Consider the following 22,195-nt stretch of genomic DNA (forward strand, 5'->3'; position numbering starts at 1 on the left):
CGCAAGCGCGTCAGTCGGCGACGATCCGTTCCAGTCCGGCACTGACGACGACGCCGCCGACCAGACCGAGCCAGTGCGCGTAGACGTTGATGATCATACCGTCGACGACGACCCGTTCGGGGAACAGTCCCACGACGAAGGCGACGAGGAGGGCAGTGACAAGGCCAACGGGAATCGCTTCGGCACCGAGTTGAATCCAACTGGCCCGGTCGTTGGGGAGTCGACCGCGGACGCTGACGGCCAGCGCTCCGAGACACAACACTGAACTCCCGGCCGCGCCGGCGAGCACCAGCGGGTCGACGACGCTGGCGTGCGAGAGATAGAACGTCACCAGTAGTATCAGGAAGATCAATGCGCCGGCAAACGTCGCGGTGCTTTTCGAGTAGGCGGTTCGCAACAGGACGAGCAGGGCGACGTAGACGAACCCCCCGGCGGCGGCGACGACTGCCGAGAAGCCACGCGTCGTCGGTGCTCCGGGAAACATCGTCGCGAAGGTCGTGTAGCTGACGACGTTGACCGTTATCGGAACGACTACCAGTATCGCACCGAGCGTGGCGAAAAACCACCGACGGCGTCCTGCTTCGAGACAGAGCAGGTAGGCCATCACGATTGCAGCGACGTAGCCAGTGACGTTGTTCCGTAGATGTGGGACGTTCGAGTGGACGTAGGCGGCGGTGAGAAACTCCAGTGGCTCCGGATCGCCGTGCTGGAGGATGAGCGTTGTTCGCAGGCTCTCCGGTGCCAGGAGATGAACTCCGATCAGCAGCGCCGGGATCGCAGTGGCCACTACGAGCACGTCGAGCGCGACGCTCCGGCGCCTGTAGCCGAACACCCGATGAGCCTCTTCCATGCGACCTGTCGTCAATATGTAGCGTCAGTAGGGCTTTCCGCGTTTCGGCTCCGGCCATCGAGACTGCCTGGAGAGAGTCAGTTTTTTCTCCGTAGCTTCTGTACGAGAGTCTATGCCCGGACCCGTGTTTCTCCAGGGCGAGCAGGTCGAGTTACGCACCATCGAGAAGGCCGACCTGCAGTTCATGCAACAGCAGGTCAACGATCCGCAGGTCTGGCGGGCAATCGGGAGCGACCGACCGATCAACGCCGAGCAGGAAGAGGAGTTCTACGACGACGTCGTCTGTGCCGAAGACAACGTGAACCTCCTGATTACGGACGAAGGGACCGCCGTCGGGACCATCGGCCTCGACAAACTGGATACGGGTAACCACACTGCGGAACTCGGTTACTGGGTCGCACCCGACCACCACCGGATGGGCTACGGCGGCGACGCCGCCGCCCGGATTGTCGAGTACGGCTTCCAGCAACTCGGCCTCCATCGGATCGAGGCCCGCGTTTTCGAGTTCAACGATGCCTCGAGTGCGCTGCTCGAATCGGTCGGCTTCCGAGAGGAAGGCGTCCACCGGGACGCGGAGTTCGTCGACGGCCAGTTCCAGGACGTCTACTGGTACGGCCTGCTGGAAGACGAGTGGCGCGAGCGTCAGTGAACTCACACGGCCCCCTTACGGCAGTTCTTCAGTCGCTTCTACGAGATCAGACACCGTCCGCCAGCGGTACAGTCGCCCTTCCCCTTCGAATAGCTCGAAAACGCCGTCCTGCATCCAGCCGAACGGGTGGTCCTCCTCGTACTCGCGTTTCAGCACGTGGCTCCTCTCGAAGTACTCCTCAGTGCCGACGAGCAGTCCCTGCTCGACCAGGAAGCCGCTCTGCTCTTTCTCGGCGACGCCGACGAGATAGGTGACAAGGTCGGCGATCAGGCAGAACTTCTGGATACTGTTGTCCCACTCGCCGCGGACGTCGACCATGCGGAAGGCGTAGGCGTCCCCGCGGCGATTGAGACGGTCGACGACGAGATTCAGCCGACGTATCGGCTCACGGTCGTAGTTCCCCAGCACGAAGTACGACCGATCCGTCTCGTAGACCGGACCGAGTTCGGCCATCGCGTGGAGGATCTCTTCGTTGTCGGCCAGCGTGATCTCGTCGGCGTCGAGACGCTCTGTCGCACTCGTCAGGACGTCCCCGGGCACGGAGGGATCCTCCTCGTCCGCGGACTGTTCGCTGGAGGTGGACGGCGCTTCGTGGGAGGGCCCCTCGTTCGGGGACGACGACTCCTCGTTAGACATATCGGTGTCGTCTCACCGGGGTTGCATAGGCGTTGTGTCCGACTGCTCCAGCAGATCCTCTAGAGTACTTTCTCTCGAAGTAATCTACCCGAAAGTGATTTACTCCAGAGTAAACTACTTATGGACACTTCGCGTAGATCACAGTATGAGCACCGACCTGAGCGAGGACGAGGGCGCGGACAACCGCGAACTGCTGCACTTCGTCACGCAGGAGACGCGGTTTGCCATCCTCAGCAACGTCCTGCAACATCCCGAGGGACTGCCGTCGATGTACGAACTCGAACAGCTAAACCCGAGCGTCAGCGAGGCGACCGTCTACAAGCACGTCCAGAAGCTCATCGACGCGGGCGTCCTCGAAGAGGTCGCGCTGCCGGACGGCGAGCACCGGCAGGGCTACCCGTGGAAGTTCTACGGCCTGACCGAGGAGGGACGGGCGTTCCTCGAGGAGCACAACCTACTGGCCGCCGAGGAGACGCTCCAGCGGATCTACGAGTCCATATCGGACAGACCCGAGAAGATGGAAAAGTACGAGAACGCGCCGCGGCCTGACGGCGGATAACCGCGGGCACTCTCCTCCAGTTCTGACGGATTTCTTCGGGCAAGGCTAGGCGGTCGCTCGGAGTAGTTGAGACCGCAGGAACGGACTCGCACACCTGCAGATGGAGCACCGGTTCGGATTCTGCACCGTCCGGACGATGAGGGCAACAGCCTACGGACAGAACTGCGCCCCCTGCAGGGGCAGTTGATGCCGTCCGAGTCGTAGTCAGTTGGCCTGTCACATGTTTTGCAATACACACTATATCATACAATGACGTATCTACTACTGTGACCGGCATATGAGGCCATCATTACACCGTCTCGGCCGCATCGCGCATAGGGTCCTTCTAGCAGGACTCGTGCTCGGTGCAGTCCCAACTGCTATCGCCGCCCCGCAGCAGCGAACTGGCGAGATGATGAACGAGAGCTGGGGCCTGTTCGGTGTCTGGTGGATACTCTGGCTGTTGTTGCTCGTCGGACTGATCGTTCTCGTCCTTGTCGTACTCGGCCGGGGCTCCCAGTTTCAGTCCAGCGATGAGCCGGATCGAGCCCTCGCCGAACTGCGCGAACCGTACGCGCGCGGCGAACTCGACGACGAAGAATTCGAAACACGATGCCGGCGGCTACGCGAGGAGCGATGATTCCCCATGACTGAAAAGAAACTCACTCGACGACAGGCGCTCGCAGTTACCGGTGGTACAGTCTCGGCCGGACTCGCTGGCTGTCTGGACAACTTTCCGGGCGGTGATAGCTCGCCCGAAACAGGTCCGTTGCCGGAACCGGAGTACGGTGATCCGGACCGAACGTATCGCCTGACAGCAACCGAGAGCGACGTCTCGGTGGCGTCCGACGAACGCCACGACGGCTGGACGTACGACGAGGAGTACCCCGGTCCGGAAATCCGGGCCCGCGAGGGCGAACGCGTTCGCGTCGTCATCGAAAACGACCTCCCGGAGGAGACGACGATCCACTGGCACGGGATGGTCCTCGACGGGGACAACGCGATGGACGGCGTACCCGGCGTCACCCAGGAAGCGATCCAGCCGGGCGAGGAGTTCACCTACGAGTTCGACACTGAACCGGCCGGCACACACTGGTATCACAGCCATGTCGGCCTGCAACTGGATCGGGAACTTCTGGGCCCACTCATTATCGAAGAGAGCGATCACCACGTCGAGTACGATACGGAGGAAACACTCATTCTCGACGAGCACCTCCCCGGTGAGCCGCGGGTAGAGACCTCGTCGAGGAACGGCCGGGGCATGGGCGGCGGATTCCCCGATGCGCCACCTGCAGTCGGCACGCTCGTGAACGGACAGCTCCCTCGCGAACCAACACACGTCGACGTCGAGGAAGGCGAGCGCATCAGACTCCGACTGATCAACGCGGCAGCAGCAGCGACCTACCGATTCGGGATCGAGGGACACGAGCTACTCGTCACGCACACTGACGGCCCTGCTGTCGAGCCTGTCTCCGTCGATACGCTGGAGATCGGCATGGAGGAACGATACGACGTCGTGGTCGAGGCGCAGTCGCCGGGACGATGGCCGATCCGGATCAGGCCGGTCCGCTCGTCGACGCCTCCCGGCCGAGCGATACTCGATTACGAGGGGAGTGACGGGCGGATCACCGAGGGAGGGATCGGCCGTCGGATGCTCCAGCTAACGGACCTCCGATCGACCGACTCACAGGCCGCGTCCGAGGGGACTCCTGACCGGACGGTCGATCTAACCCTATCAGGGACGATGATGAGTGGCGACGCGTGGACTATCAACGGACAGACCTACCCTGATGCCGATCCGATCTATATCGCCCCAGGGGAGCACGTTCGGTTCCGGATGGTCAACCGAAGTCCGATACGCCATCCGATGCATCTTCACGGACATCAGTTCAGAGTCGGCGACGTACTCAAAGACACCGTCGTCGTGCCCGGTCGCATGGGCCAGGTGACGTTCGACTTCGTCGCATCGAACCCCGGCGGCTGGTTCTTCCACTGCCACCATCTCTATCACCTGGAGACCGGTATGGCGCGGGTCATTCGCTACGAACAGTGATCGAAACGATTTGCCTGGTCTGCGATTCAGAACTACTGCTGGTAGACGCGTGCTTCGTAGGGTCGTAGCTCCAGCACTCGATCCTCCGGAGTCTCGTCGACGTCGTAGTTGCTGACGACGAGTTCGGCGTCGTCTGCGAGATCGCCGATGTGGATGTGGGGATGACCGTTAAAGAAGTTACAGACGACGATCAGTTCGTCGTCGTCGAGTCGGCGCCGGTAGGCGAACACCTCGCCGTGTTGGGGATCGATCAGTTCGTAGTCGCCGTAGACGAAGACGTCCCGCTCCTCGCGGAGATCCATCAGTTCGCGGTAGTAGTGCCAGATGGACTCTTCGTCGGCACGAGCAGCCGCGACGTTTACTTCGTCGTAGTTGTCGGTGACGTGGATCCAGGGCTCGCCGTCGGTGAAGCCCGCGTGCTCGGAGCCGTCCCACTGCATCGGCGTCCGGGCGTTGTCACGGCTCATGTTTTCGAGAATCGGCCGGACGTCCTCCTCGTAGTCGTCGGCCCAGTCGCCGAGTGACATCTCAGTGAAGTTCTTCGCTTCGACGTCCCGGATCCGGTCGGGATCCTCGAAACTCGTGTTGGTCATGCCTATCTCCTCGCCCTGGAACACGAACGGCGTCCCCTGCAGGGTGAACTGGAAGGTGGCGAGCATCTTCGCGGACTCCTCGCGATACTCTCCGTCGTCGCCGAAGCGCGATACTGCGCGGGGCTGGTCGTGGTTAGTGAGATAGTTACAGTTCCAGCCGTCCTCGGCGAGGGTGTTCTGCCAGGAGCCGATGATGCGCTTGAGTTCGCGCAGATCGAGTTCCTGCAGGTCCCACTTGTCGTGGCCGGTGTCGACGCCCATATGCTCGAAGTGGATCAGCATCGAGAGGCCGGTCCCCTCCTCGGCGACGTACTCGCGGGCGCGGTCGGCATCGACGCCGACCATCTCGCCGACGGTCATGACGTCACGGCCGGCGACGGTTTCATCGACCATCTCGCCGATGTACTCGAGGATGCGTGGGCCGCCGACGAAGTGTGAAGCACCGCCGTGTTCGCCATCCGGTAGGCCCTCCGTCTTGGAGACGAGGTTGATAACGTCCATGCGGAAGCCGTCGATACCGTGGTCGAGCCACCAGTTCATCATGTCGTGGATCTCCTCGCGGACGGCCTCGTTGCGCCAGTTGAGATCGGGCTGTTTCTCGTCGAAGAGGTGGAGATACCACGCCTCGCGTTCGTCGTCCCAGCTCCAGGCCGGGCCACCGAAGAAGGACTCCCAGTTGTTCGGCGGTTCCTCCGGGTCTCCCTCACGCCAGTAGTAGTAGTCCTCGTACTCGGGGTTACCCTGCCGGGACTGCTGGAACCACTCGTGCTCGTCGGAGGTGTGGTTAACGACGAGGTCCATGATGAGCCGCATGTCGCGGTCGTGGAGTTCGTCGAGTAGCGTCTGCCAGTCGTCCATCGTCCCGAACTCGGGGTGGATCGACTGGTAGTCTGCGATGTCGTAGCCGTTGTCGGCCATCGGGGACTCGTAGACGGGGTTGAGCCAGACGACGTCGACGCCGAGCGCGTCGAGATAGTCGACTTTTTCGACGATGCCCGGGATGTCACCGATCCCGTCGCCGTCCGAGTCGTTGAAGCTTCGCGGGTATATCTGATAGACTACTGCCTCCTTCCACCAGTCACGGTCAGGAGACTGCTCGTCGGTTCTCGTCATTGCCAGATTGTCAGCAATGGACAGTCAAAAAGACAGTGATCCGTTTCTTTACGGCCTCTACCGGTGTATCTATTGGCTCGGACCGCTGAGCACGGTCCCCCAGCGGTTCAACGTCGGAAGGGCGGGCCGTCACCCCGCGAATCTCGACTGGACAGTCTGGAGCCCTCATCGGCGGACAGAACTGCTTAAGTTCACCCGTCGTAAACATCCGCCTATGACCGATGCTGACGACGAGGCCGACGACGAACTCGCAGTCGACCAGAACCCCAGCAAGACGGACGTCCCGTTCGGTGAGGGTAGCGAGGACGACGAGGAGTTCGAAGAGCCCGAGTCGACGTCAGAACCCACGGAATCGGATGAGGACGCCGACAGCCCAGCGACCGTCGAGGGGCGGACGACTGCCCCGCAGAGCGCGTACAGCAACCGTCAGGCACTGATCGGCGGCCTGATCACCGCGGTCGGTCTCGTAGTCGCGTTCGGCATCCCGCTGTTGCTCTGAAGACGCCGTACCTGAGGACTGCAAATCGCGTCGCGTCATCGCTGGCTTTCGATCCCTGCTACCGCTGCGTGCGTATCCGGGAGACGTATTAATCGCCAGTAGACAGGTGTCGCTCCTGTTCGAGGCGCTGGCAACCAACGACCAGCGAATCGGGGATCCGGCCCGTGGAGGTGTGAAGTGCCTCAAAGACGGCCGCGACTTCCTCGAACCGCGGACCACGTTCCACGACGAGGGGATCAGTTTTCCACTCGACGAACTCTCGGTCCGCCAGCAATGGCAGGTGGCGGTGATACAGCTCTACTTTCAGTGCCTCCGAGTCGGCGGGAGCGTTCGGATTGACGGCACTCTCGGGCAGGGGAACTGCTCCCTCGGTGTCCAGCAACGAGACGATCAGTTGCCGACGGGGTTCAGCTGTGAGGACCTCAAATACGTCATTCCATTTCTCGATATTATGTTTTCCGTTTTTAAATTGGGTACCGGTCATACTGTCAACGAATGTGGACATCGCATAAAGTATTATCTTGACAACGCTAGACACAGAGAATCCATCGGGACTCCCTCTTCTCACAGGGATAACGTTTGCGAGTCTCGGCCCTCTCCGTGACAGAGTGTATGGCCGTTTCAGCGAGTCCGGGAGAACACGACCGCCTCGCTGTCGTTCAGCGTCAACGGTTCATCGGCAGCGACCTCGTCGAGGGCTGGAGTTGCCAGCGCGACTTCCCAGCCGTCGCCCGCCTCGTCGACGAGGTCGGTCGGCGTGACTGTCGCCGCCCGTCCCTCCATATTTGCCACGAACAGGAGCTCTTCACTGTCGTCGGGCGCACTCCGCCGACCGTAGTAGAGTACAGATCCGTCCGTCGGGTGACGGTAGTCGAAGAGCTCGCCCTCGTCGAGCGTCTCGCGGAGCCACGGCCGGTCGTGGCGGAACTCGCGGATGCGCAGGTCGAAGGCCGTCCGGTCGGCGTCCTGTTCGTCCTCGTAATGAACGAGATTGGCAAACTCGGCGACGTCGCGCATCCAGGCGAGCGCGTAGGCTTCGAGGTCGTCGGGCGTCAGCGGTCCGTCGCCGAGGGGCGGATTGGTCGCGTCGAGCAGTGGTGCCATCTCCTCCAGATCGAAGTCGACGGCCTCCCCGATCGCGGCGAGGGTGTGGCCGAACGCACACAGGGCGTCTGCGCTCTCGAAGCCGAGTTCTCCGAGTCGGGTGAACTGTTCGGGATCTGCGAACGCCTCGTCGGTGACGTACCAGTCGACGAAGTACGCGCCGTTGGCGACGACTTTGACGTTCCAGCTATCGTCGGTATCGCGGGTGAAGTACCACGGTGCGCGGGCGTTGCCGTGAGCGAAGTCCATCGGGACGCCCGGGAGGAAACAGTACATCAGCGCGTTCGAGGCCGGGTTGTCGTAGGCGCGTTCGATCGTTCCACGGAGCGTCTCGGCGAGATACGGGTTCTCCTGGGTGGCGTCCCACTCCTTGCCGACCTCGACCTGCGCGCCGCGGCGCATCGTATCGTGGTTGGCGACGCCGGAGATCCAGTGGTCGCCCAGATCAGCTAGCTCTTCGACACGCCACCATTTGCTCGCCCAGAAGGTGAGGATCGCAGGCGTGTTGTGGGCGAACGTAACCGGTCCCCACTGGAACGAGTGGGGGTGGTCCTCGATCAGTTCGCGGTAGGTAGAGGCGAGTTCCCAGTCCTCCTCGGGCCACGGCCGGCCGTCCTCGAAGATCATCCACGGCCGGTACTCGGTACCGGCTATCTCCTGGGTGACCTCGTCCATCTCGGTGAGATACGCGTCGTCGTGGTACTCCTGTTCCGTCTCGGAGTCCCAGTAGGTGAAGTCCTGTGCACCGTCGACGCGAATACCGTCGGCCCCCCAGTTCATCTTTCGCCGCTGGAGTTCGAGCAGGATCGCCCGAACGGTCGGTTGGCGGTAGTCCAGTTCCTGCCCGTACATTCCCGGCCCCTCGAAGTAGTAGTCGTTGAGTAGCGGGAGCGCACCGTTATCGGCGTGGCCGAGCGCGATGTCGAAGACGACCCGCATCGGCGTCGGCATCTCGTGGAGGGTTGCGATGAAGTCGACCAGTTCGTCCGGACGGCCGGTTTCGAGCACCGCGGGGTTGATCGCCGAGAAGCCCGAGACAACGATGTCGTAGCCCCAGTTGACCATGTCGGGGGAGCGAGTCGTGATCTCGACATCGGTCGGCTCCGGGTCCGTAATCGGGCCGTCGATCTCGAAGTGATTCGGCTGGTGGTCGCTCTCGACGATCGGCGCGATCGGCATCACCTGCACGCCGTCGTAGCCCGCGAAGTTCCGCTCCATCGGAGTCAGTGCCTCGCCCTCGCGCTGTTTGCGGGCGATCTCCTCGTAGCGACGCGCAAGTCCCCCGAGCGACCCCGCTTCCGAGGTGGTGCCGGGGTGCAGTTCGAGCAGATTCGTCGCCGGGTCGACCCGCGGAAGCCCGTCGTGCTCGCTCGTCCCGACCGGTTCCTCGTCGGCGCCCAGCGACTCGAAGTACCCCCGATCCGGACGACTCGCGTTCAGCGCGTCGACGTCGTATAGCTCCGCGGGGGCGTACGCGCCGAACGGGAGCGAGTACGCGAGCGGGTCCTGAATCGTCTCCCAGCCCTCGTCGGTCTCGTAGGTGAGACGGTAGAGTGTTCCGAGCGTCTCCCGGGTTCCTGGCTGTGCTCCCTCGACGGCGGCCCAGGTGTACTCGCCCTGACGTCGAGTCGGCACGCGCTCGTGGCGGAACGTTGTCGTGGCCTTGTCCGCACCTGGATCGACGTCTTCGACCGGCGTGAACAGTTCCAGAGAGACATCGTCGGGGCCAACGCCTTCGTCGACCAGCTCCGGCGTCCAGAAGCCGAACTCCGCGACGTCGCCGTCAACGTGCGCGCCGAGTCGCTCGACGACGACCTGAGCGCCTTCGAAGGACTCGTCGTGGCGCTTCAGTCGGTCCACCGTCCATTCACAGAGTCGTTCAGTCCGACGTTCGTGCAACGTACAGGGGTCCGATGTGTGCTCACTCATGCTATCTCCTCAGTCCGTGGCCGGGAGTCGACGGGGCGCGCCGCCGTATCTCCGGTCCACCGATGGCCTGCTGCCTAGGTTTGTCGTAACAGGTGTTGATAATACTTTTCGATACGCCGGATGACCGGGTAGTTAGTCGATCAGCTCTGGAGGTGTGGACTCGTCTGGGGCTACGCCTGAACGAGCAGTAGCGCGATTCCCATTGCGATGAGCCCGCCGACGAGGTTCCCGACGACGTGGAGCGCCGACATCCACTGTTGCCCGCGGTCCCAGAGGTCGACCGCGACAAACGAAAACGAGGAGAAAGTGGTGAAGGAACCACACGCGCCGACGCCGACGAACAGCATCGCGCCTTCGCCGACGCCGCCGAACGCGACCAGTCCGAGCACGAAGCTTCCGATCACGTTCACGACCAGCGTGGCCCATGGGAACTGGGCGGCCGGAAGCGACTCACCGACGGCGTAGCGGAGGACCGCACCGATCGCACCGCCCGCCCCGAGGAGATATGCTGGCTCCATCTACGCCACCTCCTCGACCCTCGGCGCGACGACCCGGTGTACGACTACGCGCCCCAGAAACACGGCCGCAAAGCCGGTGACGTAACTGGCGAAGATGTAGCCGAGTCCGATCAGCGGGTCGGCGGTGACCACGTCCAGCACGAAGGTGCTGAACGTCGTAAACGAGGAGAGAAAGCCCGTGCCGAAGACGAACTGGGACTTGTCCGAGAGCGCGCCGATCATCGACGCCTCGTAGAGGATCAGCGCGAGCGCGAAACTACCGAGAACGTTGACGGCGAACGTCGCCCCGAGCGTCGATGGGATGGTCAGTTCGACGAAGTAGCGCAGGTTCGAGCCAGCGAAGCCGCCGACGGCGATCAACAGTACCGTTTCCAGACGCACGAGTGGATGAGGGCCTGACATTGTAGAGTCCCACCTGTAGCGGCGGGTTCGGGGTAGGAGTCATCAGCCAGCAATGCTGCTGGCGGTTGAGTCAGGCGGACTCCATCGCCCAGTACAGAAAGATAGGTGATAGAAGGAGTAATAAATCTATTCGTTCCGGCGACTACTCGGCGGGAACGACGACGACGTCCTCGACGAGCACGTCGGCGTCATCGGCGTCGATGTCTTCCCCGGAGATGAGGTCTTCCGACCCGACGGCCTCGCCGAGCGAGACGGACTCGGCGTCGGGGCCGAAGTTCAGGACGACGACGACGCGTTCGCCCTCGTTTTCGCGGGCATAGGCGACGACGCCCTGGTGAGACGCCTCGCTCTCGACTTCCTCGTAGTCGGCATCGTAGCTGAGTGCATCGAGTTCGTCGCGAACGTTCACCAGTCCCCGGTAGTGGTTCCGCAGGTCCTCGTCGGGGTCGTGCCAGTCGACTTTCTCGCGGCGGGTCTCCTCACCGATCTCCTGACCCGCGTACAGGAGCGGGATACCGGGCAGAGTAAACAGCGCACCAGCGGCGGCCTTGGCCTGGGTCTTCCCGCAGTCCTCGGCGTAGCGGCTCTCGTCGTGGTTCTCCATGTACAGGAGGAACGCGGCGTGATCCGGGAAGCCGGTTCGCGCGCGGTTCTCGATGGCGTCGGTGATCGCGGAGGCGTCCATCGCCGCGTTACCGACCTGCCGGAGGTTGTGATACAGCGTCGTGTCGAAGTGGACGTCGAAACAGAGTTCGTGGAAGTCGGCAATGTAGGGAATCGTCTCGTCGAGCAGGAGGAACTCGGAATCCTCGGCTTTCACGCGGTCGCGAAGTTCCTGCCAGAAACTCGTCGGGACGGCCCAGGCCATGTCACACCGGAACCCGTCGACCAGCGGTGCCCACTCGTCGACCGCGTCCAGCAGGTGACGACGAACCTCCAGGTTGTCGAAGTTGAAGTTCGCGATGTAGGGCCAGTCGAAGTAGGTGCCAGGCTTGTCGTTCTCCGGATCCTCCCACTCGTACCAGTCGCGGTACTCGGAGTCACCGATCTCGGCGCGTTTGAAATACTCGTGTTCCCGGGCGGAGTGGTTCATCACGAGGTCGAACAGTACCTTGATACCGTTGTCGTGACAGTCGTCGACGAACGCCTCGAACTCCTCGCGGGTGCCGAGGTCGTCGGCAATCGAGAAGAAGTCGACGATGTTGTAGCCGTGATCGAAGTCGTCGTTCTGGAGTACCGGCGTCAGCCAGATACAGTCGATACCGAAATCAGAGAGGTCCTCCAGTCTCTCGGAGATCGCCTCGAACGTCGCCTCCTCGCCGTCGGAGAAGGTTCGCACGTAGATCTCGTAGAGTGTGACTTCTTTGCCCCAGGCCGGCGGTTCGTTGAGACGGTCGACCGTGACCGTCTCCCCGGTGGTGTCGACTGCGACCGCGTCGGCGACGCTGTACGCGCCGGGAGCGACGGCGACCGCGTGGAACCGGCTGTACTCGCCGAGCGACTCGATCGGGACTCGGGCGGTGTGATCATCGACTTCGATGTCCTCGGTCGATGCAGCATCGCGGTCGTCGGCGACGAACTCGACGTCGAGATCATCGACGGAGAGATCGCTTCCGACCGGCGGCGTCGCGTCGCCAGTAAGCACGAGGTAGTCGCCGTCGACGTGTGCGTCGAGTCGGAGGCGAGGTCGGTCGCCGGAGCCGTGGACGCCCGTTCCTGCGCCGCTCCCGCTACCGCTTTCCATGCCGGATCCCGAGCGCAGACCGGAGCCAGAGCGAAGGCCCGATCCGGAGCGCAGACCGGAACCGGATCGTGGACCGGAGCCTGCCGGATCGAGCACTGGTGGGCTGTAGTTCGACGGGAATGCCCGGATCGTTAGCTCGTGGTATCCGTCCGGGGCCTCTAGTCCGATCGTATACGTCCCGACTCCGTCGGGGACGAACGTTTCCACAGGATCCGAACCGACTGCCGCGTTACTCTCGTCAGGTGCGTCGACGACGTTCCAACTGTAGGTGCCGGAGGGATCTGGATCCCTCGGCGCGAGATCGATCTCCGAACCGACTGCCTCGAAACGAGGCGGGCCAGGGTGATGCATAATCACTTCGAAGTTCATCCTACCCCACCTTTTATTTCCCGGTTCCCGTTTTCGTATGTACTACCGCAATTAAACATGTTGATTCCGGTTATATGCTACCTAAGAATCGTCCTCGTAGGCATCGGATCACGACGCAGCCGGGTGATTTTGCTCATCGAACCCGCCCTTCCACAGAGAAACCCCGAAACAGAAAACACCTGTAAAGTTCTCACAAGTTGTACACGATTTATACATGCGGCTGCCCTACGAGCGCACGATGCAATCAGTGCTGGTCGAGGCGTTCGGCGGGTCGGAGACGATGACAGTCCAGGAACAGGAACGTCCAGAGCCGGGTCCCGAGCAGGTCCGCGTCGAGGTCGAAGCGGCCGGGATCAACTTCGCAGACATCATGCAGCGCCGCGGCAAGTATCCCGGGGGTCCAGAGCCACCGTACGTTCCTGGGATGGAGGCGGCCGGACGTATCGACGCGACCGGCGAGCGCGTGAATCTGGACGAGGGCGACCGTGTCGTCGCAACGCTACCCGGTGGCGGCTACGCGGAGTACGCTCTCGCCGACCCACAGGCGCTGTTTCCGATTCCCGACGGAATGAGTTTCGACGAAGCTGCGGGCTTTCCGGTGCAGTTCCTGACCGCTCACGGCTGTCTGTTCGGCTGGGGTGACCTCGAAGAAGGCGAGCGAGTACTGATCCAGGCCGCCGCGGGCGGCGTCGGAACTGCGGCGGTGCAGTTGGCCTCGCAGGCGGGTGCGGAAGTGTTCGGAACGGCGAGCACGGCCGAAAAACTCGACCTCGCCAGTGATCTCGGCTGTGATCATCCGATCAACTACACCGAGACCGACTTCGTCGAAGAGATCGACGAGATCACCGACGGCGAGGGGGTCGATCTGGTGCTCGACGGTGTCGGCGGCGACGTGTTCCACGAGAGCCTCGATGCGCTCACCCCGTTCGGTCGGATCGTCACGTACGGTGCGGCCAGCGGCGAAACCGCATCCGTCGACACCGGGCGGCTCCTGTTCGAGAACAAGAGCGTGATCGGCTATCACCTGGGCCGCGCACGGGCGGAGGATCCGGGCCGTGTCCTCGAAGCCGTCCCGGAGCTAACGGGTAGTCTGACGAGCGGCGATATGGAAGTCGTCGTCGGCGAGTCGTTCCCCCTCGAAGACGCCGCGGAGGCTCACGACTACATCGAGGACCGACAGTCCTCCGGCAAAGTCGTACTCCATCCGAACTAGATCGGCAGGTCGGACGTATCGATTTCGTCCCGCCGACCATCGAGAACCTCGAACTCGTCGCCTCGCCGACGCTCTAGCCAGTACAACAGGCGTTCGGCCCAGTCGAGTTTCTGTCGTTTCATCGGTTCGACCGAGTGGTCGTCCAGATCCCACCCGGGAAAGCGTAGCTCCCGCACACCGAATTCGTCGGCGAGAAACGCCGCCCGGTCGCCATCAGTAAAGCCGCCGAAATTGTAGACCGGCCCGACTGGAGCGGCCTGCGTCGTCGCAAGCACCTGCTCCTGGTCGAACTCCGGGACGTGCTCGCGCACCGCAGGGACGTTGTCGCCGTGTGCGTGGACGGCGACCGGAACACCCGCGTGGGAGAGTTCGATGGCCGTGTCGACGTTCTTGTCGAGGTCCGTCACCATCAGATCGATGTCGACCCCTGCGTCTCTGAGGTGATCCGCCGCGACGGAGGCGGCGACGACGAAACCGGCCTCGGCCGCGCGGTCGGTCTCTGCCTCGATAGACGGCCCTCCGCCAGCGATGGCGACCGTCCCATCCCCTACGTCGACCAGCCGATCGAACTCGAACGGCGTCGCAATCTCCGCAAGGACGTCACGCGCGTGCTCGTCGGCCGTCCGGTCGAAGCCGAAATCCCGAAGAATCGCTTCGTACACTGGCTCCCACTCGGCTAGTTCCATGCCGGTCCCCCACGGTGCCGAACTGGACTGCCGAGGCTGTTCGGAGTCCCATCGGCAGTAGAACCGCGCACACGGCGCTGTCGCTCGGATATGTAGGTCCACAGCAAACCGCTGATGTGGGCCGGAACGGCACCTCCAAGTACCCCTACCCGAGGGCCCTTCCGGCTTCCAAGCTTTCTTTTCTGGTCCTTTGGCATAAGCTTTCTCTTACTCAAGCACCGTCCGGAGAGCGCTCGTAACGGACTCTCGACCCGTCTCAGGTTCGTTTGCCGTAGCTGAATCCGTTGTTTCCGAGAGCCGTTCGACGACCGATCGGAGCGCTCGATCCGACCCGACCAGAAGGCTGGATTCGGTCCCCGCGACGAACGACACGCCGGCGGACTCCGCCACGTCTGCAACGAGTTCCGCCGTCGCCGCACTGACTCCGCTCAGTTCTATCGTGCGAGTGACGAGCGCGTCGGGATCCGGTTCCGGCGCACCGATCCGGTCAAGATGACGCGCCACGTCGCCCGCCGTCCTGACATCTAGCTGTTCTGCGCTCACGTCACTGCCCCACTGTCGCGACGAGGAGCGGCCGAACTCGTGACCGATCGCGGCGGCGTCGACCGTCTCCTGCACGTCGTGCGTTCGGATGACGTGTGCGCCTCGTTCGACCGCCATCGACGTCGCGGCGAGGCTCACCGGAAGCCGCTCGTCGGTCCCGCGGCCAGCGACGTCACCGAGGAAGTTCTTCCGGTTGATCGAGACCAGCATTGGCTGGCCGAAGCCGCGGAACTCCCGTAGTCGGTGGAACGTCTGCTGGTCGTCCTCGATGGTCTTCGCCTCGCTCCAGCCGCCGAACGCGGGGTCGACGATGGTCTTGTCCGTCATCCCGTTCTGCTTGAGCGCCTCGTACAATCGATCGACGTAATCGGCGCTTGCCGCCCACTCCGCCGAGCGGCGCTGTTCCCAGTCGATAGCTTCGATCGCTCCCGGACGCTCCAGATCGGCCGGGCTAGCCATCTTCGCGACGGCGACGTCGTACTCCCGGCAGACATCGGGCATTCTGGGATCGGCGAAGCCACAGATGTCGTTGACCATGTCGAAGCCGCGGTCGAGTGCGGCCTCTGCGACGCTAGCGTAGCGCGTCTCGATCGAGAAGACGGCATCACCGCTGACGCTCTCGATCGTCTCGATGGCCGTATCCAGCCGTTCGAGTTCTCCCTCGGCCGAGAGCACCTCGAAGCGTTTGTTGGCCGATTCGAGGCCGACGTCGACGATGTCGGCTCCCTCGCCGATCAGTTCGTCGTCGACGTAGGCCGCCGCCTCGCCCGGATCGTCGTAGACGCTGGGGTCGTAGGGGGAGTCCTCGCTGACGTTCAGAACGCCCATGATCCGCGGGGGATGATCGTCGCCAATACCGAGACCGGCCGCGTCGACGGTTTGCATGTGCGGGTAGTAGGATCGAAGCAACATATGGGGACCGGTACACCCGACCACGGACCGGTATTCGATCGCCTCCTCGGCGGGATTGGTGTCGAACCTGGCCGTTGCGATCGACCTGCAGACGCGCTCTTTTTACTCCCGCGGTGGCTATCCGGATCCATGAGCAAGGTCAGTATCGGTCTGCGTGGCTGGCGGTTCGACGAGGAGAAGGTCTTCACCGACGACGGCGAGTTCAGACCGCTCGAAGAGATGCCACTGGAAACGAAAAAGCGGCTGGTACGGTTGCAAGACATCGTCAGCGCACCGTGTGACGCCTGCTGGCTCGAACACGGCGACGAGAACCCCGACGAGTACAATCCGAGCGAAGTCGTCTACGGCGAACCGCTCTCGGAGGTGTTGCTCTGTGGCGAACACGAGAACGATCTGGTCTACTGGTTCCGCGAGGCTGGCGGGAGCGAGTACGCCGAGACCGACGAGTTCGACGACGCCTTCCACGAGTGGTTCCTTGACGGCGGCCGCGCCCCAGAGGGGTACGACGGCGTCGAACACGTTGCGACGGATCCCGACGAACTTCCGGATCCGCCGGCCGTCGACGAACAGGAACAGGACGGAGAGTGGGAAGTGACCGAAAAGGTCGATCTGCAGGACCTCGATCAGGAGTACCCGGGCGCGGATGAGTAGTGCCCCAGCGGTCGCAGTCGTCGACGCCCAGACGCCCGGCAACGTGGGGACCATCGCCCGCGCGATGAAGAACTTCGGGTTCTCCGAACTGTTGCTTGTCGACCCGCCCGAACTCGACCGGGAGGGGGAAGCCTACGGCTACGCAGGACAGGCCCGCGAGGACATCCTGCCGAACGCTACCGAGATCGAGTTCGACGACCTCGTGAGCGAGTACCATACCGTCGGACTGACGGCGACGACCAACAAGAACGCGACCAAACACGTCCGCTATCCGTTCTCGACGCCCGACGAACTGGCCGAGGAGTTACAGGTCGTCGACGCCCCCACCTGTCTCGTCTTCGGCCGGGAGGACAACGGGCTAAAAAACGAGGAGCTGGCTCGCCTCGACGAGGTCTGTGCGATTCCGGCCAGCGAGGACTACCCTGTTCTCAACCTCGGACAGGCGGCGACAATCACGCTCTACGAGTTCCGCGAGTTGGCGCTATCGAGTACGCAACTTCCCGATGTCGAGCGGGATCGGGCCAGCGAAGCCGAGATAGAGCGGCTTTACAGCCAGTTCGACGAACTACTCGCGGGGATCGGTCATCCCGACGAGAAACGCGCGAAGTCGGGACGGATGTTTCGTCGGCTAATCGGTCGCGCACATCCGACAGATAGAGAAACGGTAACGTTGCTCGGGATCTTCCGCCGGGCGGCCGAGGAACTGACTCAGGACGTCGACTGAGCGGCGTCCCGATCCGCGATCAGTTCCTTGCGGCGGAGTTTCTCCTTGTCGAGCCACATCCAGTCCGCGCGTGGATGGGTCTCATCCTCCGATTCATCCGACCGGACTCCCTCATCGTCGATGGCCTCGCCGATGATCTCTCTGGCAGTCAGTACGGATTCCTCTCGCTTGTCTTTGATAATCTGTGCAGGTGTCAGTTCCGGAGAGTTGCCCATGCTCCAGGATAGGACGCTATCACTCGTTAGTATGAACTCCATACGGCTACAGTAAGCTGTGTTTACCTTCGTTTAACGACTGTATTCTATCGGCAATCTACCAGACATAACGATGACCTATCAGCAATATAGGAAAATTATAACATCGATACGATTAGTCGGCATCCTGTTCAGTCGGCCGACCGCCGTCAGTTCGTGTTGGGCCCCCGTGGGCGTCTCCGGTAGTTGCCGCCCTGCCAGTAGCAAGCGTCGACCGGAGCAGGGCGCGGATGGACTTCCGCTTGATGAGTGCAAAGCCGGTCGCGATGGTCACGAGGCCAACCACGGTCAATGCATCGACGACGGATCCGAGCAGGAGCCAGCTAATGCCGATGGCGACGACGGGTTCGGCGTAGCCGACCAGGTTGACCTGAATCGCCCCGCTCCGCTCGAGCAACTCGAAGTACAGCAGGAACGCGAGGACGCCCGAGACGAGCGTCAGATAGCTGTACGAGAGCACTGCGGTCGCCGTCATCTCGACCGCTGCGAGGGACTCACCGCTGGCGAACGCCCAGACGAGCAGGACGGCAGCACCGATCAACATCGCCCACGCCTGCAGGGTTTCGATCGGTAGACCGGCGTCGATCGGTCGGACGAGCACGCTCCCCAGCGCGAACGCGGCCGCGGCCCCAAACACGAGTGCGACGCCGACGGTGACGTCGGAGGTCAGGGCCGCTCGTGAGGGCTGGACGACGAGGCCAACGCCGATCAGACCGAGGACGAATCCGACGACGCTGATGGCGCTCAGTCGCTCGTTCGGGAGGATCGTTCCCGCGAAGGCGACGGTCAGGATCGGTGACGTGCTGACGATAGTCGCCGCTACAGCCCCCGAGACGTACTGCTCGCCGATGTACAGCAGGCCGTGATACAGCGCAATGACGAACACGCCTGCGACGATCACTGCGAGCCACTCGGCCCAACCCGTCGGTCTGAGCCGATCAGTGACGACGCCGGCGTAGCCGAGCACGATCACACCCGCCAGCGCATAGCGAAGACCCGCAAAGAGCAGCGGGGGGACGTGTTCCAGTCCGATCTCTATCGCCACGAACGAGCCACCCCAGGAGAGGGCGAGCAACGAAAACAACACTGTATTCCGAAATCCAGACGGCATAGATCCGAACGTTCTCATACTGGGTTCGAAATTGTTGACTAAACTTATAGTCTTCTACAACACACCGTGATATCGTTGATGATGATTCCCACATATGGATAATATCCGAGTCTATACCCATAGCAGGCCCATCAGTTGTAGCTTTCTTCAATCATATACGCCGAAGAACATTAGTGACGGTATCGCAAAGGGCGGATCATGGACGAACGCGACGTGCGCCTCCTGAAATCCATCGCCGAACTCGGGACGGGAAGCCCCGAACAACTCCACGAGGAAACCGGGATCCCGGTCTCGACGATCCACTACCGGCTCTCGAACCTCCGGGAGGAGGGTGTCATCGAGAACGACCGTTACGAGATCGACCTCGACGAACTCGGCCTCGGCGTCACGGTGCTGATCGAGGTTCACGCCGATTACGAGGGGTCCTACGAGGAGTTCTCGGAGCAGTTGCTCTCCGTCGAAGGCGTCACGAACGTCTACTTCACGATGGGCGAGACGGACTTCATCGTCGTTGCACGGCTGAGCAGCAGCGAAACGGTCGAACGACTGATCGCGGATTTCGAGCAACTCGATGGCGTCGACCGGACGGACTCGACGTTCGTCATCTCGGCCATCGAAGAGAGAGACGCCCTGCAGAGTTACAGTCTCAACACGTTACTCGACGAACTGGTCGAGTAGTTCAGGCTCGCTTCTGGATCTCCTCGCGCAGTAGTTCGCTCACGAGGTCACCGTCGGCTTTCCCGCGAAGCGCGCCCATGCACTCGCCCATCAGGCCGGAGAACGCGCCCATCCCTTCCTCGGCGACCTGCTCTTCGTTGCGCTCGACCACTTCGACGACTGCCTCGCGGACGTCGTCTTCGGCCGCACTGCCGAGCCCTTTTTGCTCGGCGAGTTCTGCGGCGTCCGAATCGGGATTCTCCGCGAGCGCGGTCAGGAGTTTGGGGACGCCCTCTTTGGCGAGGTCACCGTCGTCGACCAGTTCGAAGACGGCGAGGAACTGCTCGTCCTCGAGCGCTTCGACCGGCACGTCGTCACGGCGGAGTTCTGTGACCGTGCTTTCGAGCGTGCCCGCCACGAGCGTCGGATCGGTCCCGTTCTCGACGGCGTGCTCGAACAGCGGCATTCGGCGGCCGTAGGCGACCTGCTCGGCTAGCCCCTCGCCGAGGCCGAACTCGGACTGGTAGCGCTCGACCTTCTCCGTGAGGAGTTCGGGCTCTTCGACCGCCGAGAGGTCGGGTTCGACCGGCGGAACGTCCGTCTCGGGATACATTCGCGCCGCACCTGGCAGGGGCCGGAGATACTTGGATGTGGTGTCCTGGTTCGCGCCGCGGGTCTCCTCGGGAACGCCCTCCATGGCCGTCTCCGCTCGCTCTGCGGCGGCCTCGATTGCGCCGTCAGCGACGTCCGCCGCCGCGGCGACGATGGCAACTGCGTCCTCTTCGCCTGCGCCGACCGCGTCGCGGAGCGCCGCGACCTCTTCCTCGGTGACGCCGTAGGCCGGCAGTTCGTCGGTGTGGAAGATACCGCCAGCGCCGTGTCGTTTGGCATGATCGGAGAGTTCGGTTCCGAGTCGGCGGTCGGGCTGGATCTCCCTCCCGACCAGCCCATCGAAGCCGTAAAGCGGGACGGCAGTGACGGCACCCCCCTCGTCCAGTGCGCCGCGGATGACACCGCTGTCGGTGTCTGCAAACACGTCCGAGACGTCCTGTACGTCCCCGACTGCGGCGTCGCGCTCGCGGAGTTCGTCGCGAATCTCCAGCAGGCGTGCCTGGCGGCGGACCTCGTTGCGGACGAACTCGTCGATGTCGTCGAGGCTCTGGACGCCTTTGAGTTCGACGCGTGCGCCGTCAGCAATCGAGATGTTGACGTCCTGGCGGATCGTCCCGAGGCCGCGCTTGACTGCTCCCGTCGAGCGGAGCAACATGCCGATGCGCTCGGCGGCGTCGCGGGCCTGCTCGGGGGAGGAGATGTCCGGTTTCGTCCCGATTTCGACGAGCGGGATGCCAAGTCGGTCGAGGCTGAATCGGACGCCCTCCTCGGTCGCGGCGACGCGCTGGGCGCTTTCCTCTTCGAGCATCAGGTCCTCGATGCCGACCGGTCCTTCGTCGGTCGATATTTCGCCGTCGTCGGCCATCTTCGTGGTCCGCTGGAACCCCGTCGTGTTCGAGCCATCGACGACGATTTTCCGCATGACGTGTGCCTGATCGACTGGCGTCATGTCCAGTAGTTGGGCGATTTCCAGCGCGACTTCCAGCGCCTCGTCGTCCAGCCGTCGCGGCGGTTCGTCGTCCTCCTCGACCAGACAGGTCGTATCGTAGCCGAGATACTCGAACTCGCGTTCGACCTGGCTCTCTTCGAGCGCGGCATCGTCGATCTCGCCGAGTTCGGATTTCGTCGGGTGGAGATACCGCGTGAACCGGCGCACCGACTCCTCAGGGTCGCGTAGCTCCGTCGGACAGTCACAGAAAAGCTTCGTCGCCGTATCCAGTTGCTGGTGGATCTCCAACCCGGCGACGAGGCCCAGTTCCTCGTAGTCGTACTCGGTCATTGACTGACAGTCGGACCGCGAGGGGTAAAAAACCGTTCAGTTCTGCTCGGCCAGCGGTCTACCGACACACCGGTTTGGTGGGGTAGGTTCCGGCCGGACTGACCGACCCCTGAGCGACGACTGGCACGAGAGCGGTCGCTGTCTGTGCGCCGGTCGCTTCCGTCTCCGAACGGCGTGGGTGGGCTAGCTTCGGCGTTCTACGCTTGCGGTATTCAGTCGATAGAGGTCCTCTGTCAGTCCTTCGCCGTCGCAATCGTCGTTCGGACATCGATAATGCCAACCGTCCCGTGTCGCCGCCGCCTCACTGAACTTATCTCCGCACTGTTCACAGAGGAGTGTGTCCTGTTTGCAGGTGTCGCGGTGGAGTTCTAGCTTTAGCTTCGTCGAAAACGTCTGATTACAGATACGACAGGTGTGCATACTGCTACTTCGGATTCAGGGTTAAAAACTGCATGGGATCGTTCGCGCGGGTATTAGGTGCTGAAAACTCCGTTTTCGCCAGAACTAACTGCCAGACAGCGCTACGATCCGCTGACAGTGTAAGAATTACGAAAGA

Annotated in this window: 23 protein-coding genes and 1 riboswitch; of the genes, 9 read left to right on the forward strand and 14 right to left on the reverse strand. The window is 62.7% G+C overall.

Annotated elements, in window-relative coordinates; translation table 11 throughout:
- Nucleotides 1–10 precede the first annotated feature (10 nt).
- Nucleotides 11–850 (reverse strand): hypothetical protein, encoded by an 840-nt coding sequence (locus ACFQL3_RS08210; RefSeq protein WP_377053135.1) that lies wholly within the window; start codon nucleotides 848–850, stop codon nucleotides 11–13.
- A 112-nt stretch (nucleotides 851–962) separates the two neighbouring features.
- On the opposite strand from ACFQL3_RS08210, the gene ACFQL3_RS08215 reads away from it, so the two are divergent.
- On the forward strand, nucleotides 963–1,499 hold the full coding sequence (locus ACFQL3_RS08215) for a GNAT family N-acetyltransferase (RefSeq protein ID WP_377053137.1): 537 nt from the start codon (nucleotides 963–965) through the stop codon (nucleotides 1,497–1,499).
- Nucleotides 1,500–1,514: 15 nt separating this feature from the next.
- Here ACFQL3_RS08215 and ACFQL3_RS08220 read toward each other — a convergent pair whose 3' ends face one another.
- Nucleotides 1,515–2,135, reverse strand: a complete 621-nt coding sequence (locus ACFQL3_RS08220) for a hypothetical protein (RefSeq protein ID WP_377053139.1) — start codon at nucleotides 2,133–2,135, stop codon at nucleotides 1,515–1,517.
- Nucleotides 2,136–2,280: 145 nt separating this feature from the next.
- Between ACFQL3_RS08220 and ACFQL3_RS08225 the strand changes: the two genes are divergently transcribed.
- The 3 genes from ACFQL3_RS08225 (at nucleotide 2,281) to ACFQL3_RS08235 (ending at nucleotide 4,726) form a co-directional block, all read left to right on the forward strand.
- Entirely contained in the window at nucleotides 2,281–2,694 is a 414-nt protein-coding gene (locus ACFQL3_RS08225; RefSeq protein ID WP_377053141.1) for a PadR family transcriptional regulator, read from the forward strand.
- A 391-nt stretch (nucleotides 2,695–3,085) separates the two neighbouring features.
- Nucleotides 3,086–3,313 (forward strand): hypothetical protein, encoded by a 228-nt coding sequence (locus ACFQL3_RS08230; protein ID WP_377053143.1) that lies wholly within the window; start codon nucleotides 3,086–3,088, stop codon nucleotides 3,311–3,313.
- A 6-nt stretch (nucleotides 3,314–3,319) separates the two neighbouring features.
- Nucleotides 3,320–4,726, forward strand: a complete 1,407-nt coding sequence (locus tag ACFQL3_RS08235) for a multicopper oxidase family protein (RefSeq protein ID WP_377053145.1) — start codon at nucleotides 3,320–3,322, stop codon at nucleotides 4,724–4,726.
- A gap of 32 nt (nucleotides 4,727–4,758) precedes the next feature.
- On the opposite strand, the gene ACFQL3_RS08240 is transcribed toward ACFQL3_RS08235, so the two are convergent.
- Complete coding sequence (locus ACFQL3_RS08240) at nucleotides 4,759–6,432, reverse strand: glycoside hydrolase family 13 protein (RefSeq protein ID WP_377053147.1); 1,674 nt, start codon at nucleotides 6,430–6,432, stop codon at nucleotides 4,759–4,761.
- A gap of 214 nt (nucleotides 6,433–6,646) precedes the next feature.
- Between ACFQL3_RS08240 and ACFQL3_RS08245 the strand changes: the two genes are divergently transcribed.
- Nucleotides 6,647–6,931 carry a DUF7550 family protein gene (locus ACFQL3_RS08245; RefSeq protein ID WP_377053149.1) on the forward strand — a complete coding sequence of 95 codons (285 nt, stop codon included), beginning with the start codon at nucleotides 6,647–6,649 and terminating at the stop codon, nucleotides 6,929–6,931.
- Between the two features lie 88 nt (nucleotides 6,932–7,019).
- Here the strand turns inward: ACFQL3_RS08245 and ACFQL3_RS08250 are convergent, their stop codons facing one another.
- The 5 genes from ACFQL3_RS08250 to malA all read right to left on the reverse strand — a co-directional run bounded on the left by ACFQL3_RS08250 (nucleotide 7,020) and on the right by malA (nucleotide 12,997).
- Entirely contained in the window at nucleotides 7,020–7,415 is a 396-nt protein-coding gene (locus ACFQL3_RS08250) for a hypothetical protein (protein WP_377053151.1), read from the reverse strand.
- Between the two features lie 137 nt (nucleotides 7,416–7,552).
- Nucleotides 7,553–9,964: a glucosylglycerol hydrolase gene (gene gghA, locus ACFQL3_RS08255; protein WP_377053153.1), complete on the reverse strand. Its 2,412-nt coding sequence runs from the start codon at nucleotides 9,962–9,964 to the stop codon at nucleotides 7,553–7,555.
- A 170-nt stretch (nucleotides 9,965–10,134) separates the two neighbouring features.
- Nucleotides 10,135–10,482 carry a fluoride efflux transporter FluC gene (locus ACFQL3_RS08260; protein ID WP_377053155.1) on the reverse strand — a complete coding sequence of 116 codons (348 nt, stop codon included), beginning with the start codon at nucleotides 10,480–10,482 and terminating at the stop codon, nucleotides 10,135–10,137.
- Nucleotides 10,483–10,884, reverse strand: coding sequence for a fluoride efflux transporter FluC (locus ACFQL3_RS08265; RefSeq protein WP_377053157.1), 402 nt, complete (start codon nucleotides 10,882–10,884; stop codon nucleotides 10,483–10,485). It abuts the gene before it with no gap.
- 26 nt (nucleotides 10,885–10,910) lie between these two features.
- A riboswitch (Fluoride riboswitch) is annotated at nucleotides 10,911–10,982 on the reverse strand.
- Nucleotides 10,983–11,026: 44 nt separating this feature from the next.
- Nucleotides 11,027–12,997: an alpha-amylase MalA gene (gene malA, locus ACFQL3_RS08270; RefSeq protein WP_377053159.1), complete on the reverse strand. Its 1,971-nt coding sequence runs from the start codon at nucleotides 12,995–12,997 to the stop codon at nucleotides 11,027–11,029.
- Nucleotides 12,998–13,235: 238 nt separating this feature from the next.
- Here malA and ACFQL3_RS08275 point away from each other — a divergent pair, with 238 nt between their 5' ends.
- Nucleotides 13,236–14,210, forward strand: coding sequence for a quinone oxidoreductase family protein (locus ACFQL3_RS08275; RefSeq protein ID WP_377053161.1), 975 nt, complete (start codon nucleotides 13,236–13,238; stop codon nucleotides 14,208–14,210).
- On the opposite strand, the gene ACFQL3_RS08280 is transcribed toward ACFQL3_RS08275, so the two are convergent.
- Together ACFQL3_RS08280 and folP are read right to left on the reverse strand one after the other, a co-directional pair.
- On the reverse strand, nucleotides 14,207–14,896 hold the full coding sequence (locus ACFQL3_RS08280) for a 6-hydroxymethylpterin diphosphokinase MptE-like protein (protein WP_377053163.1): 690 nt from the start codon (nucleotides 14,894–14,896) through the stop codon (nucleotides 14,207–14,209). The genes ACFQL3_RS08275 and ACFQL3_RS08280 overlap by 4 nt on opposite strands.
- Before the next feature lie 207 nt (nucleotides 14,897–15,103).
- Nucleotides 15,104–16,324, reverse strand: a complete 1,221-nt coding sequence (gene folP, locus ACFQL3_RS08285) for a dihydropteroate synthase (RefSeq protein ID WP_377053165.1) — start codon at nucleotides 16,322–16,324, stop codon at nucleotides 15,104–15,106.
- Nucleotides 16,325–16,480: 156 nt separating this feature from the next.
- Here folP and ACFQL3_RS08290 point away from each other — a divergent pair, with 156 nt between their 5' ends.
- Both ACFQL3_RS08290 and ACFQL3_RS08295 read left to right on the forward strand, forming a co-directional pair.
- Nucleotides 16,481–17,002, forward strand: a complete 522-nt coding sequence (locus ACFQL3_RS08290) for a hypothetical protein (protein ID WP_377053167.1) — start codon at nucleotides 16,481–16,483, stop codon at nucleotides 17,000–17,002.
- Nucleotides 16,995–17,726, forward strand: a complete 732-nt coding sequence (locus ACFQL3_RS08295; protein WP_377053169.1) for an RNA methyltransferase — start codon at nucleotides 16,995–16,997, stop codon at nucleotides 17,724–17,726. The genes ACFQL3_RS08290 and ACFQL3_RS08295 overlap by 8 nt, the downstream gene beginning before the upstream one ends.
- On the opposite strand, the gene ACFQL3_RS08300 is transcribed toward ACFQL3_RS08295, so the two are convergent.
- Both ACFQL3_RS08300 and ACFQL3_RS08305 read right to left on the reverse strand, forming a co-directional pair.
- The gene (locus tag ACFQL3_RS08300) at nucleotides 17,711–17,983 is read right to left on the reverse strand and encodes a hypothetical protein (protein ID WP_377053171.1); all 273 of its coding nucleotides are present in this window, start codon (nucleotides 17,981–17,983) and stop codon (nucleotides 17,711–17,713) included. The two genes, ACFQL3_RS08295 and ACFQL3_RS08300, sit on opposite strands and share 16 nt — an antisense overlap.
- A gap of 112 nt (nucleotides 17,984–18,095) precedes the next feature.
- Nucleotides 18,096–19,109: a DMT family transporter gene (locus tag ACFQL3_RS08305; RefSeq protein WP_377053173.1), complete on the reverse strand. Its 1,014-nt coding sequence runs from the start codon at nucleotides 19,107–19,109 to the stop codon at nucleotides 18,096–18,098.
- A gap of 180 nt (nucleotides 19,110–19,289) precedes the next feature.
- On the opposite strand from ACFQL3_RS08305, the gene ACFQL3_RS08310 reads away from it, so the two are divergent.
- On the forward strand, nucleotides 19,290–19,769 hold the full coding sequence (locus tag ACFQL3_RS08310; protein WP_377053175.1) for an Lrp/AsnC family transcriptional regulator: 480 nt from the start codon (nucleotides 19,290–19,292) through the stop codon (nucleotides 19,767–19,769).
- 1 nt (nucleotide 19,770) lies between these two features.
- Here ACFQL3_RS08310 and gatE read toward each other — a convergent pair whose 3' ends face one another.
- The gene (gene gatE / locus ACFQL3_RS08315) at nucleotides 19,771–21,639 is read right to left on the reverse strand and encodes a Glu-tRNA(Gln) amidotransferase subunit GatE (RefSeq protein WP_377053177.1); all 1,869 of its coding nucleotides are present in this window, start codon (nucleotides 21,637–21,639) and stop codon (nucleotides 19,771–19,773) included.
- 183 nt (nucleotides 21,640–21,822) lie between these two features.
- On the reverse strand, nucleotides 21,823–22,059 hold the full coding sequence (locus ACFQL3_RS08320) for a transcriptional regulator (protein WP_377053179.1): 237 nt from the start codon (nucleotides 22,057–22,059) through the stop codon (nucleotides 21,823–21,825).
- Nucleotides 22,060–22,195: the final 136 nt, after the last annotated feature.

The organism is Natronoarchaeum sp. GCM10025321 (assembly GCF_042663585.1).
Lineage (GTDB): Archaea > Halobacteriota > Halobacteria > Halobacteriales > Natronoarchaeaceae > Natranaeroarchaeum.